The organism is Pectobacterium colocasium, from assembly GCF_020181655.1.
In the GTDB taxonomy this organism is placed as follows: Bacteria; Pseudomonadota; Gammaproteobacteria; order Enterobacterales; family Enterobacteriaceae; genus Pectobacterium; species Pectobacterium colocasium.
The window spans coordinates 236,606-254,368 of the sequence record NZ_CP084032.1; the positions used below are offsets into that span (position 1 = coordinate 236,606).

The 17,763-nt window shown below is 53.6% G+C and carries 19 protein-coding genes and 1 riboswitch; of the genes, 8 read left to right on the forward strand and 11 right to left on the reverse strand.

Annotation, left to right across the window (positions count from 1 at the left end):
• The first annotated feature begins 93 nt into the window (after positions 1–93).
• Positions 94–1,491 (forward strand): shikimate transporter, encoded by a 1,398-nt coding sequence (gene shiA / locus LCF41_RS01045; RefSeq protein ID WP_220274105.1) that lies wholly within the window; start codon positions 94–96, stop codon positions 1,489–1,491.
• A 95-nt stretch (positions 1,492–1,586) separates the two neighbouring features.
• Here the strand turns inward: shiA and LCF41_RS01050 are convergent, their stop codons facing one another.
• Complete coding sequence (locus LCF41_RS01050; protein WP_010285501.1) at positions 1,587–1,778, reverse strand: DUF1127 domain-containing protein; 192 nt, start codon at positions 1,776–1,778, stop codon at positions 1,587–1,589.
• 173 nt (positions 1,779–1,951) lie between these two features.
• Here LCF41_RS01050 and LCF41_RS01055 point away from each other — a divergent pair, with 173 nt between their 5' ends.
• Complete coding sequence (locus LCF41_RS01055; protein WP_182101257.1) at positions 1,952–3,376, forward strand: aminotransferase-like domain-containing protein; 1,425 nt, start codon at positions 1,952–1,954, stop codon at positions 3,374–3,376.
• Here LCF41_RS01055 and LCF41_RS01060 read toward each other — a convergent pair.
• From LCF41_RS01060 to rsd, 8 genes are all read right to left on the reverse strand, one after another.
• A complete protein-coding gene (locus tag LCF41_RS01060) occupies positions 3,373–3,624 on the reverse strand; it encodes a hypothetical protein (RefSeq protein WP_225086525.1) in 252 nt (83 codons plus the stop codon). The genes LCF41_RS01055 and LCF41_RS01060 overlap by 4 nt on opposite strands.
• 143 nt (positions 3,625–3,767) lie before the next feature.
• A complete protein-coding gene (thiH, locus tag LCF41_RS01065) occupies positions 3,768–4,889 on the reverse strand; it encodes a 2-iminoacetate synthase ThiH (RefSeq protein ID WP_225086526.1) in 1,122 nt (373 codons plus the stop codon).
• Positions 4,886–5,671, reverse strand: a complete 786-nt coding sequence (locus LCF41_RS01070; RefSeq protein ID WP_012772942.1) for a thiazole synthase — start codon at positions 5,669–5,671, stop codon at positions 4,886–4,888. Before LCF41_RS01070 ends, thiH begins: the two co-directional genes overlap by 4 nt.
• Before the next feature lies 1 nt (position 5,672).
• Entirely contained in the window at positions 5,673–5,873 is a 201-nt protein-coding gene (gene thiS, locus LCF41_RS01075) for a sulfur carrier protein ThiS (protein WP_010285513.1), read from the reverse strand.
• A complete protein-coding gene (locus tag LCF41_RS01080) occupies positions 5,870–6,649 on the reverse strand; it encodes a HesA/MoeB/ThiF family protein (RefSeq protein ID WP_225086527.1) in 780 nt (259 codons plus the stop codon). The genes thiS and LCF41_RS01080 overlap by 4 nt, the downstream gene beginning before the upstream one ends.
• A 1-nt stretch (position 6,650) precedes the next feature.
• The gene (gene thiE / locus LCF41_RS01085) at positions 6,651–7,292 is read right to left on the reverse strand and encodes a thiamine phosphate synthase (RefSeq protein WP_225086528.1); all 642 of its coding nucleotides are present in this window, start codon (positions 7,290–7,292) and stop codon (positions 6,651–6,653) included.
• Positions 7,289–9,244: a phosphomethylpyrimidine synthase ThiC gene (gene thiC, locus LCF41_RS01090; RefSeq protein WP_225086529.1), complete on the reverse strand. Its 1,956-nt coding sequence runs from the start codon at positions 9,242–9,244 to the stop codon at positions 7,289–7,291. Before thiC ends, thiE begins: the two co-directional genes overlap by 4 nt.
• Before the next feature lie 113 nt (positions 9,245–9,357).
• Positions 9,358–9,528: riboswitch (TPP riboswitch) on the reverse strand.
• A 122-nt stretch (positions 9,529–9,650) separates the two neighbouring features.
• Entirely contained in the window at positions 9,651–10,112 is a 462-nt protein-coding gene (gene rsd, locus LCF41_RS01095) for a sigma D regulator (RefSeq protein ID WP_225086530.1), read from the reverse strand.
• 108 nt (positions 10,113–10,220) lie between these two features.
• Here rsd and nudC point away from each other — a divergent pair, with 108 nt between their 5' ends.
• From nudC to LCF41_RS01125, 6 genes are all read left to right on the forward strand, one after another.
• Complete coding sequence (gene nudC / locus LCF41_RS01100; protein ID WP_225086531.1) at positions 10,221–11,003, forward strand: NAD(+) diphosphatase; 783 nt, start codon at positions 10,221–10,223, stop codon at positions 11,001–11,003.
• Between the two features lie 148 nt (positions 11,004–11,151).
• Entirely contained in the window at positions 11,152–12,216 is a 1,065-nt protein-coding gene (gene hemE / locus LCF41_RS01105) for a uroporphyrinogen decarboxylase (RefSeq protein WP_225086532.1), read from the forward strand.
• A gap of 15 nt (positions 12,217–12,231) precedes the next feature.
• Positions 12,232–12,921 carry a deoxyribonuclease V gene (nfi, locus tag LCF41_RS01110; protein ID WP_225086533.1) on the forward strand — a complete coding sequence of 230 codons (690 nt, stop codon included), beginning with the start codon at positions 12,232–12,234 and terminating at the stop codon, positions 12,919–12,921.
• 77 nt (positions 12,922–12,998) lie between these two features.
• Complete coding sequence (locus LCF41_RS01115) at positions 12,999–13,589, forward strand: YjaG family protein (RefSeq protein WP_225086534.1); 591 nt, start codon at positions 12,999–13,001, stop codon at positions 13,587–13,589.
• Between the two features lie 204 nt (positions 13,590–13,793).
• Positions 13,794–14,066, forward strand: a complete 273-nt coding sequence (hupA, locus tag LCF41_RS01120) for a nucleoid-associated protein HU-alpha (RefSeq protein ID WP_005970302.1) — start codon at positions 13,794–13,796, stop codon at positions 14,064–14,066.
• 4 nt (positions 14,067–14,070) lie between these two features.
• Positions 14,071–14,757 carry a DUF1481 domain-containing protein gene (locus LCF41_RS01125; protein ID WP_225086535.1) on the forward strand — a complete coding sequence of 229 codons (687 nt, stop codon included), beginning with the start codon at positions 14,071–14,073 and terminating at the stop codon, positions 14,755–14,757.
• Positions 14,758–14,841: 84 nt separating this feature from the next.
• On the opposite strand, the gene purD is transcribed toward LCF41_RS01125, so the two are convergent.
• Positions 14,842–16,128 (reverse strand): phosphoribosylamine--glycine ligase, encoded by a 1,287-nt coding sequence (purD, locus tag LCF41_RS01130; protein WP_225086536.1) that lies wholly within the window; start codon positions 16,126–16,128, stop codon positions 14,842–14,844.
• An 18-nt stretch (positions 16,129–16,146) separates the two neighbouring features.
• A complete protein-coding gene (gene purH / locus LCF41_RS01135; RefSeq protein ID WP_225086537.1) occupies positions 16,147–17,736 on the reverse strand; it encodes a bifunctional phosphoribosylaminoimidazolecarboxamide formyltransferase/IMP cyclohydrolase in 1,590 nt (529 codons plus the stop codon).
• Positions 17,737–17,763 lie beyond the last annotated feature (27 nt).

Consider the following 17,763-nt stretch of genomic DNA (forward strand, 5'->3'; position numbering starts at 1 on the left):
GCGCTACCTAAAGGCCGTCGCAAGCGACGTTAAAAATTTCTTCCTGAAATTTTTTGTTGTACAGTAGTGTAAAGTAAATAGAACGGAACCGACATGGACACCTCAACTACGCCAACACTCTCACAGCCTGGCGGCTCAGTACCTCATCAGGATGATTCAATTTCATCTGATAAAACCCTACAAACACAGTCAGTAAGCCATTCTCAGAATAAAGCGAAACGTGCCGCCTGGGGCAGCTTTGTGGGGGCCGTGGTGGATTGGTATGATTTCTTGCTGTACGGAATTGTTGCCGCTCTTGTATTTAATACCGAATTTTTCCCGCAGGTCAGCCCGACAATGGGGACGCTGGCAGCATTTGGTACGTTTGGCGTGGGTTTTCTGTTCCGTCCGCTTGGCGGTATGGTGTTTGGGCACTTCGGCGATAAGCTGGGTCGTAAACGGATGTTGATGATCACGGTCTGGATGATGGGCATTTCCACCGCGCTGATTGGTCTGTTGCCGTCGTTTGACTCCATCGGTTGGTGGGCGCCAGTGCTGCTGGTTATGCTGCGAGCCATTCAGGGTTTTGCTGTCGGTGGCGAATGGGGCGGTGCGGCGCTGTTGGCGGTAGAGAGCGCGCCAAAGAAGAAGAAAGCCTTTTACAGCAGCGGCGTACAGGTTGGCTTTGGGGTCGGGTTATTACTGGCTACAGGGTCGGTCTCGCTAGTTAGCAATTTGACGACCAACGAAGAATTTATCACCTGGGGCTGGCGTTTGCCGTTCTTATTCAGCCTGATTCTGGTTGCGATTGCCTGGTGGGTGCGTAACGGGATGGATGAGTCTCAAGAGTTTGAGGCGAATAAGACTCTGGGAGAAAGGGCAAACAAACTGCGTTCGTTCCCCATTATGGAAGCACTACGCCAACACCCGAAAGCCTTTCTGCTGATTATTGCGCTACGGCTTGGAGAACTGTTGACGATGTATATCGTCACCGCGTTTGCGCTCAATTACTCCACCACTCATCTTGGGCTATCGCGGGATATTTTCCTGAATATCGGGCTGCTGGTGGGGGCGATCAGCTGCGTGTCTATTCCTTTCTTTGCCTATCTGGCGGATAGCTTTGGCCGACGTCGGATCTACGTTACTGGTGCGCTGATTGGTGCTGCGAGTGCAGTGCCGTTCTTTATGGCGCTGGAAAGCCATAACACGCTGCTGATTCTGTTCTTTGCCATCATGCTGGCGAACATTGCCCACGATATGATTGTTAGCGTACAGCAGCCGATGTTTACCGAGCTATTTGGTACCGCTTATCGCTATAGTGGAGCGGGAGTGGGTTATCAGGTTGCCAGCGTGGTAGGCGGCGGATTTACGCCTTTTATCGCTGTTCTGCTGGTGCAGTTTATGGATGGTTCATGGCACGCCGTGGCGGCTTACCTCGCCATTGGCTGTTTGCTGTCGGCGATTGTCGGGATGCAAATGAAAGCAAAATCGGCGGATGCCTTACCTCACTAACTTCTTCATCGCTGTAATCCAAAATACCGATACAGACGCAGCGTCTGTATCGGCATATTTCTACTGTGTTTTATCTATTGTTTTCTGCGGCGCTGTTATCTGAATCGATCGAGATCGCTTCGCTTCAGCCCGATATCTTTAAGCCCGTCATCGCTCATATTCCGTAGTATCTTCAGCGTTTGTGCTCTTGCCCGCCAGGCTTTCCACAAGCGGTACGGCAAAATAAGCATTAGCCAGAACGGTGACTCGCGGAACGGTTTTTGTGATCGATTCTCATGAAATTCCATATTTTCCCCCTCGCCAGTGAATGATCGCTATGATGGGGCGAAAGGTATTTTCAATACAGACGCAAAAAATTCATTTTTTTAGCATACAGATTGTGTGATATTGCATCTGAATGGTGATTTTTATTTAAATCTGTACTGGTTGCTGCTGGGAATCTTGATAGAGGACGATACTGATGACGCGTTATCAGCACCTTGCTGGGTTGTTAGAACAGCGGATCGAACAAGGGTTATACCAAAGTGGAGAGCGCCTGCCTTCTGTACGGGCGCTGAGTACAGAACATGGTGTCAGCATCAGTACCGTACAGCAGGCCTACCATCTGCTGGAAACTCGGCAGTTGATTATGCCGCAGCCGCGTTCGGGATATTTTGTCACGCCGCGTAAGGCCACGCCGCCTGTACCCGCGCTAACGCGTCCTGCCCAACGTCCGGTTGAGATTACGCAGTGGGAATCGGTACTGGAGTTGGTGAACGTGCGTCTGGAAACGAACGTGCTGAAATTTGGTAGCGGAATGCCGGATGTAAGCCAGCCGACCATCAAACCACTGTGGAAAGAGATGGCTCGCCTCTGCCAGTATCAGGATCCTCGTATCTTACAATATGACAGCGTATATGGCGTGCCTGCGCTGCGTGAACAGATTGCCCGTCTTACCGTGGACTGCGGCTGCCAGCTGACTCAAGATGATATTGTGGTTACGACCGGATGTCAGGAAGCTCTATTTGTCGCTGTCCGCGCCGTTTGTCAGCCCGGCGACATCGTGGCCGTTGAATCACCCGCTTTTCCGGGCACGATGCAGATCCTTCGCGGGCTGGATATCAAAGCGATCGAGATCCCAACCGATTCAGTAACGGGGATCAGTCTCGAAGCATTGAGGCTGGCGCTGGATCAATGGCCGATCAAAGCCGTATTGCTGGTGCCGAGCTGCAATAACCCGCTTGGTTTCATCATGCCAGACGCCCGTAAGAAATCGCTGGTGACGCTGGCGCAGCATTTCGATATCGCCATTATTGAAGATGATGCCTACGGTGAGCTGGCCTATGAATATCCGCGTCCCCGCGCAATAAAGTCGTTTGATGAAGATGGGCGTGTGCTGTTGTGCAGCTCATTTTCAAAGAACCTGGCGCCCGGTTTGCGCGTGGGTTGGATCGCTCCGGGGCGTTATCTGGAGCGGGTGATCCATACAAAATACATCAGTACGGGATCGACGGTGGTGCAGCCGCAACTAGCGGTGGCGGAGTTCATTCGCCAAGGGCACTATCAGCCTCATCTGCGCCGCATGCGCGCCCAGTACAAAGCCAATCTGAGTACGTTTACCTGCTGGGTGCGCGAGTATTTTCCGTCCAATATTTGCGTCAGTCGTCCGCAAGGGGGATTCCTGATGTGGATTGAACTGCCGGAATATTTTGATTCGCTCAAGCTCACCCGTGAGGTCAGAAAATCAGGCATACAGATCGCCGCCGGGTCGCTCTTCTCTGCCTCAGGGAAATACCGCAATTGTATTCGACTCAACTATGCCAATCGCTTCACGGAAGAGATGAGGGAAGGGCTGCGTATCGTGGGTAATGAGGTTGCGAAGATGATGCATACGCCTTCTGACTAGAGCGCCTCCGAGAGTGTTAGGGAAGGGCCGATACGGGTAAGGATAAGCCCCGTATCGGCGGGTTGATGTGCAGAACCGATGAGTGACAAACGGCTCCGGCCAGCAAGCGCCGTAATGCTTAGGCCTGCCAACGACGCTACTGTATTCTTCGTCACGGATCGTGGCGATAGGCCGAATGTCATGTTGCGCGGCGCTATCCCAAGAATGTTGTCTTCCGTGTAATTCTCACTTTGGCTTGCGAGCCGCATCCCAAATCCTGTGTATCACTTATTCCGATCGCTTAAGCTTCGAGATACGAGGGCTACCACGGTGCGAGGTGCTCTGCAGGAACCTCATCACCGTGTTTCCCTCTCACTGACGATTAAGTGAACATTATCAAACGTATCCAGCCTTATCTGCCCAAATAGCCGTCCCAGTCTTTCCATACTGGTTGAAGACCTGCACGCACGATGGCCTGCGCTACGTCTTCAGGACGCCGTGAATCGTGGGGAGAAAATTGTTCCAGTTCAGGATGGTCGTCGGCGTAGCCACCCGGTTGGGTTTTGGAGAAGGCGCTGACGTTGTTAATCGCGATAGGGATCGCATGATCGCGAAAGAACGGTGATTCACGTGTGGACAGCGACAATTCAATATCCGGCGCTAGCAAGCGGAATGCGCAAATCACCTGCATCAGCTGTGCTTCATTCATTAACGACGCCGGTTCAATGCCGCCCGCACAGGGGCGCAGGCGAGGGAACGAGATAGAATACCGGCTCTGCCAGTAGCGTTGCTGCAAGTGCAACAGGTGCTCTGCCACCATGTAGCAGTCGGTACGCCAGCTATTGGACAGGCCGATTAAGGCACCTAGCCCGATCTTGTCGATCCCGGCACGGCCAAGCCGATCCGGTGTGGCAAGCCGCCAGTGGAAATCCTGCTTTTGTCCTTTTAGATGATGCAACTGGTAGGTCGCCGGATGATAGGTTTCCTGATAGACCATCACACCATCCAGCCCCAGTGCTTTTAATTCGGCGTACTCATCCTGCGACAACGGCTGAACTTCGATCATCAGGGAACTGAAAAGCGGCCGGATCAGTGGAAAAACGCGCCGAAAATAGTCCATCCCCACTTTACGCTGGTGTTCACCTGTGACGAGCAGCAGGTGCTCAAACCCGAGTTCTTTTATAGCGGCGCATTCACGCAAGATCTCTGCCTCATCCAGCGTTTTACGCTTGATGTGGTTGCTCATCGAAAAGCCGCAGTAGGTACAGTCGTTAGAGCACAGATTGGACAAATACAGCGGGACATAGAAACTCACCGTATTGCCGAAACGCTGGCGGGTGAGCTGCTGCGCCCGCTGGGCAAGCGGTTCCAGATAGGCGCTGGCGGCAGGTGAAATGAGCGCCATAAAATCGTCACGCGTCAGGTGTGGTGCAGTGAGCGCCCGTTCAACATCCTGTGCGGTTTTGCTGTTGATGCGTAGCGTCAGGTCATCCCAGTCGAGCTGTTCCCAGACGGTTTGAAAATTGACGCTCATCTCACCGCTCCTTCCGCTTGCTGATGCAGAAAACCGGTGAGCGGGCTGGTGGCGCTGGCGACGAACTGCTTACTTCCCAGACCGGCCTGACGAGCAAGGCCACCTGCCTCGACTGCCAGCCGGAAGGCGCGCGCCATCGCGACGGGATCGCGAGCAACGGCGATGGCCGTGTTGACCAGCACGGCATCTGCTCCCATTTCCAGCGCATCGGCCGCCTGGCTGGGTGCGCCAATGCCTGCATCGACAATCACCGGAACGCGTGCTTGTTCGATGATGATGCGGAGAAAATCACGCGTTTGTAGCCCCTGATTGGAGCCAATCGGTGCACCGAGAGGCATCACCGCCGCGCAGCCGACTTCTTCCAGCCGTTTGCACAGTACCGGGTCGGCCCCGCAGTAAGGCAGTACCGTGAATCCTTCTTTTACCAACTGTTCAGCGGCCTTCAGCGTTTCGATGGGGTCGGGCAGCAGGTATTTTACATCGGGATGAATTTCCAGCTTCAGCCAGTGAGTCCCCAACGCCTCACGTGCCAGACGCGCTGCAAAAATGGCTTCGTCAGCGGTTTTGGCTCCTGACGTATTCGGCAGCAGCTTAATGCCGAGCTGGCGTAGCGGGGCGAGAATGGCGTCATTGCCGCCGTTCAGGTCAACGCGTTTCATCGCCATCGTAACCAACTGCGAACCGGAAGCCTCGAGTGCCGCTAGCATCAGTTCTGGCGTGGCGAATTTTCCGGTGCCAGTCAGCAGCCGTGAAGTTAATGTCGTATCGGCAATGTGCAGCATGTCATCCTCCCGCGATTGCCTGAAAAAGCAAAATATCATCACCGTCCTGAACCTGATGCTGTGACCAGGTGGCGTGCGGGATAATGGTCTGATTGATAGCCAGCGCCGTGCCGGGCTGGAGCCGGTTTATCTGGCTTAGCAGCGCTTCAACCGTGATGGCCTCTGGGAATTCAAAGGGCTCATCATTCAGTGTGATTCTCATGCTGCTCCCCCGCATACCGGGCAATGGGGCGCGCGCGTGAGCTGGAGCGTGTTCCAGCTCTGCTGTTTGCCATTGAACATTCTCAGCTTGCCGTCCAGCGCGGACGGCATACCTGCCAGTAGTTTGATCGCTTCCAGCGCCTGAAGTGTGCCGATCACGCCGACCACCGGCCCCAGCACGCCAGCGGTACGGCAGTTGCGCTGTGGTTCAGCCGTATCGGGATACAGGCAGGCGTAGCAGCCCGCGTGATAAGGCGGCGTGAAGACCGCGAGCTGTCCGCTGAAACCGACGGCACTCCCGCTGATGAGCGGCTTGCCTGCGTTAAAGCAGGCGGCGTTAACCTCATGGCGAGTGGTCATGTTATCGCTGCAATCCAGCACCAGATCGGCGCGGCTGACGGCGTGGTGTAGTGCGTCACCGTTGAGCCTTTCGGTAAGTGCAATGGTTTCCGAGTACGGATTTAACGCCTGTAGCTGACGTTGTGCTAACACGGCTTTGGGTTTGTCGGTGTCGCTGGTGCGATACAGAATCTGGCGTTGCAGGTTGCTGATGTGCAGCGAGTCATCGTCGGCAAGCAGCAGCTTACCGATGCCTGCGGCGGCCAGATAAAGCGAAGCGGGAGCACCCAGCCCGCCCAGGCCAACCAGCAGAACGCAGGCGGCTTTGAGCTTCTCCTGACCCTCCGGGCCAATGTCTTCCAGCATGAGCTGGCGGCTGTAGCGCATAAATTCGCTATCGCTCAGTCCGGCAGGTGTTGGATGGGGATTCGTTACCATGTCATGCCTCCCGCCCTTCAATCATCCTGAGCAGCGTTGCCGTAGCCTGACGCCAGTCTGTTGCCTGCGTAATGGCGCTGACGACGGCAATACTGCCGACGCCCGTTTCCAGTACCACAGGGACGCTATCGATGCTGATACCGCCAATCGCAACGGTGGGAAAACGGCCTTGCAGATCGATTATGTGCCGCGTCAGCTCGGCCAGCCCCTGCGGCGCTGATGGCATGTCTTTGGTTTGCGTGGGGAAAATGTGCCCCAGCGCGATGTAGGACGGGTTTATCACCACCGCGCGCGCCAGTTCACGATCGTCGTGCGTGGAAACACCTAAGCGCAGACCCGCTTTTTTAATCGCGGCCAGATCGGCGGTGTCCAGATCTTCCTGACCCAAATGTACGCCGTACGCCTGATGTTTTACGGCTAATTTCCAATAGTCATTGATGAAAAGCTGTGCCTGATAGCGACGACCCAAGGCGATCGCCTGGATCACATCGGCTTCGGCTTGTTCATCTGACCGATCTTTGATCCTCAACTGGATCGTTTTCACCCCGACGCCGAGTAGTCGCTCGATCCACTCCACGCTATCGACGACGGGATATAGCCCCAGCCGCTGCGCCGTTGGGGCAAAAGGCGTCGAGTCTGTCATTTGCTTTCCTCGGTTTGCAGGCTGGTGGCGCTGTGATAAAGCTCGCTGCCGCGAGAGCGGAATTCTTGCGACATCTGCGCCATACCCACTTCAATCGGTTTGGCTTCCGCTTCCTGTTTCGCGGCGTAGTTGCGTACTTCCTGTGAGATTTTCATCGAGCAGAATTTGGGGCCGCACATAGAACAGAAGTGAGCGACTTTACCGGATTCCTGCGGCAGCGTTTCATCGTGGTAGGCACGTGCCGTTTGGGGATCGAGCGCCAGATTAAACTGGTCTTCCCAGCGGAATTCGAAGCGTGCTTTTGACATGGCGTTATCACGGATCTGTGCGCCGGGGTGACCTTTTGCCAAATCGGCAGCGTGGGCAGCGATCTTGTAGGTAATCAGTCCCTGCTTAACGTCTTCTTTATTGGGTAAGCCAAGATGCTCCTTCGGCGTGACGTAACAGAGCATCGCGCAGCCGAACCAGCCGATCATGGCGGCGCCGATGCCGGAGGTGAAGTGATCGTAACCCGGTGCGATATCGGTAGTTAACGGGCCGAGTGTATAGAACGGGGCTTCGTGACAGTGCTCCAGCTCTTCGGTCATGTTGCGGCGAATCATCTGCATCGGAACATGGCCGGGGCCTTCGATCATCACCTGCACGTCGTATTCCCAGGCGATTTTGGTCAGCTCGCCCAGCGTATGCAGTTCGGCAAATTGGGCTTCATCGTTGGCATCCTGAATGGAACCGGGGCGTAAGCCGTCACCCAGCGACAGCGCGACATCGTAAGCGGCACAGATTTCACAGATTTCACGGAAGTGCTCGTACAGGAAGCTCTCTTTGTGATGCGACAGGCACCACTTCGCCATGATGGAACCCCCGCGTGAAACGATGCCGGTCAGGCGTTTAGCGGTCATTGGCACGTAGCGCAGCAGCACGCCGGCGTGGATAGTGAAATAGTCCACGCCTTGTTCCGCCTGCTCCAGCAGCGTATCGCGGAACATTTCCCAGTTCAGGTTTTCCGCCACGCCGTTCACTTTTTCCAGCGCCTGATAGATTGGCACGGTACCGATGGGGACGGGGCTGTTACGCAGAATCCACTCGCGGGTTTCATGAATATAACGGCCGGTTGAGAGATCCATCACCGTATCCGCGCCCCAGCGGGTAGACCAGACCAGCTTTTCCACCTCTTCTTCGATGGAGGACGTCACAGCGGAGTTACCAATATTGGCGTTAACCTTCACCAGAAAATTGCGTCCGATAATCATCGGCTCTGATTCTGGGTGGTTGATGTTGGAAGGGATGATGGCGCGACCGGCGGCCACTTCCTGACGGACAAATTCCGGTGTGATGTTTTCCGGCAGTAGGGCGCCAAAACTTTGTCCCGGATGCTGCTGGCGCAGCACGTCGGTACGAATACGCTCGCGTCCCATATTTTCGCGAATAGCGATAAATTCCATTTCCGGGGTAATGATTCCCTGTCGCGCATAGTGGAGTTGGGTGACGCGTTTGCCTGCTTTGGCACGTAGCGGCCGTGGCAAGTGTTCGAAGCGCAGATGATCCAGTCCTGCATCTGCCAGACGCTGCTGGGTGAAATCGGAACTGACGCCGGATAGCGCTTCGGTGTCGTGACGTTCGGCAATCCAGCTGGCGCGCAGCTTCGCTAACCCAACGCGGACATCGGGTTGGGCGGCGGGGTCGCCATAAGGCCCTGACGTATCGTAAACCGGGATCGGTTCATTGGGTTCGTATTGAGGATTGTCTTTGCTGCCGCCGAGTAGCGTCGGGCTGAGCTGAATTTCCCGCATCGGTACGGCGATGTCGTCGCGCGAGCCCGTAAGATAAATGCGTTTGGAATTGGGAAAGGCCGTTCCCTGTAAGGTTTCAATAAACTGCTGGGCGGCGGCACGCTGCTCGCGGCGACCCGATTTTGACGGCACTGTGTTTATAGACAAGGGTTCTGTAGACATAGCAAGTTCCTGTAAGACGTAAAGGGAAGATTGCTTGTCTGGAGCCGGAGGGAGTAATAATGATATTGGGCATCAGAGCAGGTATGTAGGAATACGCAGCCTTGGGCTCAATGAGGTGCATTACTCTTGTTCCCTTCGCAGGTATTAACCCGATCAGGTTCCGCGGATCCCGAATTAACGGTCTCAGCCTGTGCGCTCATAGATTTCGTAAAACGATTGCTTTCGTAAAACGATTGCTTTCGTAAAACAAAACACGAGCACGCTAGGCACTCCGACAAGATATGCCCGTTTCTTAAACGGGCCAATAAAACCCCTACACTGTATGACGGCAAAACGCGGATGTCAAAGCGTGACGGTTTTGCCTGTACAGCGTGTGGCGATGTTCTTAAATAACGTCAAATGACCGCTAGTTGTCGTAAACCAGACGGATCATGTTGTCTTCTAACGTAAAACGCTCCTCCAGAGCTTCACCGACGCTGGAGAGTGCCTGCTGAAATTCGAGGCAGTTATCATGGTCGATAGCCGTCGCCAGATGGTTATCGTAAAACGTCATGATTTGCTGCGTGTTGTTTTGCAGGGCGAGGTCGAGCTGGGTAGAAAGGGCTAATAGTTGTTCGCTGTGTGTCGCTGCTTCGTGCAGCATCTTTTCGTATAAGTGAAAGTGACCGGTAGAAAGATAGTCCACCAGATTCTGGCAAAAATGATCCAATGCTTCTTCATCCAGAAGAGAAAGCGCATCCTTGTTCGGCTTGATGCCAACCAGATGATAGTAAGCCACCAGAAGCTGCTTACGCGCTTGTAGCCATTGGTCGATTAACGCATTATTGCCACCAACGTATTCAGTCAGACTTTGTAGCTGGTTTAGCATTGTTGACTCCGTGAACGGTAAGAAATAACTGAAATCCCAGTTATAAAACTTATGTAATCACTCTGAATGTAAAATGCCAGTGAAGTGGCAGTGGAGCAATAAAAAGATATGGAACAGACGCTAAAAGGTGATGAGACCGGCTGGTGGGTGGTTAGCGATGCGGTACAAATCTGGCTGCCCCAGGGAGAATTACCGTGTGGAACGGCGACGAAGTGGTCTCTGCAGGGGAAAACGGCTCGCCAAATCGGCGAATGGCAAGAACAGCCTGTCTGGCTGGTGTGTCAGGGCCGTGATACCGATATGGCCTCGGTTCGCCAACTGCTCGATCAGGACGTGGGGTTATTCCAGCTCGCGGGGCGAGGCGTACAGTTGGCTGAGTTTTATCGTTCCCATCGTTTTTGTGGTTACTGCGGCCATGAAATGGTGCGGAGCAAAACGGAGCTGGCGTGCTTATGTCACCACTGCAAAGAACGTTATTATCCGCAGATCGCGCCTTGCATCATCGTCGCGATTCGCCGTGGTGATGAGATTCTGCTGGCGCAGCACAATCGACATCGCGGAAACATGTACACCGTGCTGGCTGGGTTTGTAGAAGTCGGCGAAACGCTGGAACAGACGGTCGTGCGTGAGGTAATGGAAGAGAGCCAAATTCAGATAAAAAACCTGCGTTACGTGAGTTCGCAGCCTTGGCCATTCCCTCATTCTCTGATGATGGCGTTTATGGCCGATTATGCGGGTGGAGACATTAAGCACGACCCAAAAGAGCTGCGTGACGCGGGCTGGTTCCGCTATGACCAACTCCCGCAACTGCCCCCGCCGGGCACCGTGGCGCGTCGACTTATCGAGGATACGGTGGTGTTGTGTCGCGCTTATCACGAGAACGAAGGCTGACGTGGTACTATTTGCGCCATGAATGACTCATGTACACAACGTACTCGCGTCATAGCGTATTCGTTTTATAAAGCGTTCGTTTTATAACGCATCCGTTTCATCACATCTATCCGGTGTCGAACCGCCGTGAGGTTGAAAGGAAAAGAACATGACTGATCTGAAAAACGATCGCTACTTGCGGGCGTTATTGCGCCAACCCGTTGATGTCACCCCGGTGTGGATGATGCGTCAGGCGGGGCGTTATTTGCCGGAATATAAGGCAACGCGCGCACAGGCGGGGGATTTTATGTCGCTGTGTAAAAACGCAGAACTGGCTTGCGAAGTCACGTTACAACCTTTACGGCGCTATGCGCTGGATGCGGCAATCCTGTTCTCCGATATCCTGACCATCCCTGATGCCATGGGATTAGGGCTCTATTTTGAAGCGGGGGAAGGCCCACGCTTTCACTCTCCCATTACGTCTCATGCCCATGTGGTTAACCTGCCGATTCCCGATCCTGAGCAGGAGCTCGGTTATGTGATGAATGCAGTGCGGACGATTCGTAAAAACCTCGCCGGTGAAGTGCCGTTGATCGGTTTCTCGGGCAGCCCGTGGACGCTGGCGACCTACATGGTTGAGGGCGGTAGCAGCAAAGCGTTTACCGTCATCAAGAAAATGATGTTTGCTGAGCCTAAAACGCTACACCTGTTGCTGGATAAGCTGGCGGATAGCGTCATTCTCTATCTCAATGCGCAAATTCGTGCTGGTGCGCAGGCAGTGATGGTATTCGATACCTGGGGCGGCGCGCTGAGCGGACGTGACTACAAAGAATTCTCCCTGCGGTACATGCATAAGATTGTTGATGGTTTACTGCGTGAGAACGACGGTCGCCGTGTGCCAGTGACGCTCTTCACCAAAGGTGGAGGCCAGTGGCTGGAAGCGATGGCGGAGACAGGCTGCGACGCGCTGGGGCTAGACTGGACAAGTGATATTGCTGATGCACGCCGCCGTGTAGGCGATAAAGTGGCGCTACAGGGAAATATGGATCCGTCGATGTTGTATGCCGATCCTGCACGGATCGAGCAGGAAGTGGCGTCGATCCTTGCTGGATTTGGGCAAGGCAACGGGCATGTTTTCAATCTGGGTCATGGCATTCACCAAGATGTGCCGCCGGAACATGCGGGCGTGTTTGTTGAGGCTGTCCATCGGTTGTCTCGCCCTTATCACGCATGATTCACAGGAGATGATGTGATTGATACACAACAGCTGCGGGTTGAGCAACTGGCCCGCGCTTCTGATGTGATTCGGCACGACGATGTACCTTTTGAGCAGCCTGCGTTTATCGCGGGTGCTGACGTTGGCTTTGAGCAAGAAGGCTCGGTCACTCGCGCGGCGATTGCGCTAATGCGCTATCCTTCGTTGGAGCTGGTAGAATACAAGATTGCGCGTATCAGCACGACGATGCCCTATATCCCCGGTTTTCTTTCATTTCGCGAATGCCCTGGGCTGCTTGCCGCGTGGGCATTGCTTGAACAGAAACCCGATCTGCTGTTTGTCGATGGGCATGGGATTTCTCACCCACGGCGCCTCGGCGTTGCCAGCCATTTTGGCCTGCTGGTTGATGTTCCGACGATTGGTGTGGCAAAAAGTCGGCTGTGTGGCCGATTTGAACCGTTGGCGGAGAGCGTCGGCAGCCAGCAGCCGTTACTGGATAAGGGCGAGCAGATTGGCTGGGTCTGGCGCAGCAAAGCGCGCTGTAATCCGCTGTTTGTGGCGACGGGGCACCGAGTTGGACAAGACAGTGCATTGCACTGGGTACAATGTTGTATGCGCGGTTACCGTTTACCGGAGCCGACCCGCTGGGCTGATGCGGTTGCATCGAATCGTCCCGCATTTGTGCGTTGGCAACGGCAGCAAGATGCTAACGTATTGTCGTAAAACTTTAGGAATTCAGGCATAGGGCGTCACTGTGATTTCAGGTACACTGCCGTCCGTCGCTGTTAATGAGCATAAAAATGTTACGTAACCCCATTCATTTACGTCTGGAAAAACTGGCAAGCTGGCAGCATGTCACTTTTATGGCATGCCTTTGTGAACGTATGTATCCCAACTACCACGAGTTCTGTCGTCAAACAGAGTTCGGCGATGCGATGGTTTACCGCCGCATTCTCGATTTGGTATGGGAAACATTGGTTGTTAAAGATGCGAAGGTTAATTTCGATAGCCAGTTGGAAAAGCTGGAAGAAGCGATTCCTGCTGCGGAAGATTACGATCTTTACGGCGTCTACCCGGCTATTGATGCCTGTATCGCGTTGGGCGAGCTGATTCATTCGCGTTTAAGCGGTGCAACGCTCGAACATGCGATAGCGATTAGCGAAACGTCCATCCGCACAGTTGCCATGTTGGAAATGACGCAGGCAGGCAAAGAAATGACCGACGATGAGCTAAAGGTTTTGCCTGCAATTGAAGAAGAATGGGACATCCAATGGGAGATTTTTCGCCTGTTGGCGGCCTGTGAAGAACGCGACATTGAGCTGATAAAAGGGCTCCGTTCCGATCTGCGCGAGGCCGGAAGTAGTAACATCGGGATAAATTTGCATCAATAACGCGATAAAACGTGATTTAAGGCCTGAAATGGCCTGTCTTAAGGCTTCACATTCGCACCCTGTCTGGTCTACATTTGGGGGGCGTAAAAAAAGTGGCTGTCGGTGCGTGTATGCAGGAGAGTGCTACCACACCCTGAAAAGGGAGATGGCATATCCGTCGCACTCGATGCTTAGCAAGCGATAAACACACTGTAAGGATAACTTATGAATAAGACTCAACTGATTGATGTAATTGCGGACAAAGCTGATCTGTCAAAAGCACAGGCTAAAGCAGCTCTGGAATCAACTCTGGCGGCAATTACCGAGTCTCTGAAAGAAGGTGATGCAGTACAATTAGTTGGTTTTGGTACATTTAAAGTCAACCATCGTAATGAGCGCACTGGCCGCAACCCACAAACCGGTAAAGAAATCAAAATTGCTGCTGCCAACGTGCCAGCGTTTGTTTCTGGTAAGGCTCTGAAAGACGCTGTTAAATAAGCCCATGTCGGTTAAAAGTTTAAGCAGAGGGGCGTTTTCGCCCCTTTTGCTTTTACGACGATTGTGTGGCGCAGGCCTCGTGCTTATTGCTGTGGTGGCCTGTAGTAGTCGCACCGCACCGCCGGAGTTTTTTGCCAGCGGTTATGTTGCCGATCGCGGTATTGTGCGTTTGTGGCGTAAAGACGATGCGCAGAATACGACGGCGCTGACCACCGTGTTCAACCCGCTTCAGGGTAACGGCCTGGTGGTGACTCGCTATACGTTCCAGCAGGATAAGCTGCGTGAGATACAGCGTAATCAGCTCGGCGCGCAAAAAGAAGATATGCGCTTGCGCTTTGCAGAAGATGGAACCGTCAGTTTTATGCAGCGGCAACTTGCCGAAAGGCGTGAATCGGTTTCTGACGATGATATCGCGCTCTATCAGTTTGATGCTAAGCGCATGCTGGAGTTGAGCGATGTACTGCGTGCAGGCAAGGTGACGCTAAAACAAGGGAAATGGCTGGAAGGACAGGTTCAGTCTTGTGACGGTACGGTAGTTCGCCCTGATTTTGACAATGATTCGCGTGAATGGATTGCAGAGCAAAAAGTGCATGCCACGCGCCCGCTAAACGTCGCATGGCTGGAAGCGCCGGAAGGGACGCAGCTATTGCTGGTGGTGGAAGATGATGTTTGCCAATGGCAGCCTAAATAACGTTAATCTAAAAATCTGGCAATAAAAAACCCGGATTTCTCCGGGCTTCAGTATTTATCAGACAATCGTTATCAGGATCGCCTATCAGGCTTGCTCGCGCTCAATGGCGCGGTAGCCGATGTCTTTTCGACAGAATACACCTTGCCATTGAATACCTGCTGCGATTTCGTAAGCGCGCTGCTGCGCTTCAGCGACGGTATTGCCCAGTGCGGTGACGCACAGTACGCGGCCGCCGTTGGTGACGACATCAATACCGTTCAGCTTGGTACCAGCATGGAAGACCTTGCCATCTTCGGCATCTTGCTGCGGTAAGCCGGAAATCACATCGCCCGTGTTGTAGTCAGCCGGGTAGCCGCCTGCGGCCAATACCACACCCAGAGACGGACGTTCATCCCAGATGGAATCTTTCTGATCCAGCGTGCCGTCACAGGCTGCCAGACACAGTTCCACCAGATCAGAGCGTAAGCGCAACATAATTGGCTGTGTTTCTGGATCGCCAAAACGACAGTTGAACTCGATCACTTTTGGCTGACCATCGGCAGAAATCATCAGGCCCGCATACAGGAAACCGACGTAGGTATTTCCCTCTGCGGCCATGCCGTTGACGGTTGGCCAAATTACCTGATCCATCACTCGCTGGTGGATTTCATCAGTCACGACCGGGGCTGGAGAATAAGCACCCATACCGCCAGTATTCGGGCCTGTATCTTTATCCCCAACACGTTTATGATCCTGACTGGTGGCCATTGGCAGCACATTCTTGCCATCCACCATCACGATGAAACTGGCTTCTTCGCCATCAAGGAATTCTTCCACCACGATACGGTGCCCGGCATCACCGAAGGCATTGCCCGCCAGCATATCCTGAATGGCGTTTTCTGCTTCCTGCAACGTCATGGCGACAATCACACCCTTGCCAGCGGCTAATCCATCCGCCTTGATGACGATAGGCGCACCTTTGCTACGCACATAGGCCAGTGCAGGTTCAACTTCGGTGAAGTTTTGGTATTCCGCTGTCGGGATGTTGTGGCGTGCCAGAAAATCTTTAGTGAAGGCTTTGGAGCCTTCTAACTGTGCTGCGCCCTGCGTTGGGCCAAAGATTTTTAGACCCGCGTTCTGAAATGCATCGACAACACCGAGAACTAACGGTGTTTCTGGGCCAACGATGGTTAAATCGATGTGGTTTTCCTGCGCAAAAGTGACTAACGCTGGAATGTCGGTTGCGGCGATATCGACATTGGTCAGCGCTGGCTCAAGCGCGGTGCCGGCATTTCCCGGAGCGACATAAACGCGTTTTGCCAGCGGTGACTGTGCGGCTTTCCAGGCCAGCGCGTGCTCGCGTCCGCCATTACCAATTACTAAAATGTTCATTTCGGTCAAGCTCCAGAATTAATGGCGGAAATGGCGCATGTCGGTAAAGATCATCGCAATGCCGTGTTCGTTGGCGGCGGCAATGACCTCATCATCGCGAATGGAGCCGCCCGGTTGGATCACACAGGTAATACCAACAGCTGCAGCAGCATCAATACCATCACGGAATGGGAAGAACGCATCAGATGCCATCGCGGAACCTTTTACCTCCAGCCCTTCATCACCTGCTTTGATTCCGGCGATTTTTGCTGAATAAACGCGGCTCATCTGACCGGCACCTATTCCGATGGTCATATTGTCGCGTGCATACACAATCGCATTGGATTTAACGAATTTAGCCACTTTCCAGCAGAAGAGGGCGTCGCGCAATTCCTGCTCGCTCGGCTGGCGTTCAGTCACGACACGCAGTTGAGAGGCATCGACCATGCCCAGATCGCGATCCTGTACCAGCAAACCGCCGTTGACGCGTTTGAAATCCAGGCCAGCAACGCGTTGCTGCCAATTGCCACTGATCAGGACACGTACGTTTTGTTTGGCAGCCGTCACCTTTAATGCGGCCTCGCTGGCGGATGGCGCAATAATCACTTCGACAAACTGACGGCTGATAATGGCCTGCGCCGTTTCTTCATCTAGCTCACGGTTGAAAGCGATTATGCCGCCGAATGCCGATGTTGGGTCGGTTTTATAGGCGCGTTCGTAGGCATCAAGAATTGAGCCGCCAATTGCTACACCACATGGGTTCGCATGTTTAACGATAACGCAGGCCGGTTCGGAAAATTCTTTCACACATTCCAGCGCCGCATCGGTATCGGCGATGTTGTTATAAGACAGTGCCTTTCCTTGTAACTGTGTAGCCGTCGCGACAGAAGCCTCACTAATATTCTCTTCTATATAGAAGGCAGCTTGCTGATGGCTGTTCTCGCCGTAGCGCATGTCCTGCTTTTTGATGTAGTTCAGGTTTAACGTGCGCGGGAAGTTACCTGATGGTTTATCGGTTTCACCGTGGTAAGGCGGAACCAGTGCGCCAAAATAATTGGCAATCATGCTGTCGTACGCGGCAGTATGTTCAAAAGCTTTAATGGCTAAATCGAAACGGGTTTCGTATGTCAGCGAACCTTCGTTGGTGTCGATTTCATTAATAATGGCACTGTAGTCGCTGCTCTTGACCACGATAGCCACATCTTTATGGTTCTTGGCGGCGGAGCGAACCATCGTCGGGCCGCCGATATCGATATTCTCGACAGCGTCTTCTAATGTGCAGTTCTCACGCGCCACGGTCTGGGCAAACGGATACAAATTCACAACCACGATATCGATCGGCTTAATGTCATGCTGCGTCATGATCGCATCATCTTGATCGCGACGTCCCAAAATACCGCCGTGTACTTTCGGGTGCAGAGTCTTTACACGCCCATCCATCATTTCCGGGAAGCCAGTGTAGTCAGAGACTTCAGTCACCGGCAAGCCAGCATCAGCCAGCAAACGGGCGGTTCCACCAGTTGAAAGAAGCTCGACGCCACGGTGGGACAGAGCTTGAGCAAATTCGACAATACCTGCTTTGTCAGAAACGCTGAGCAGAGCGCGGCGAATTGGACGGCGTTGTTGCATGATGATGTTATCCCCTGGATTTGGGTA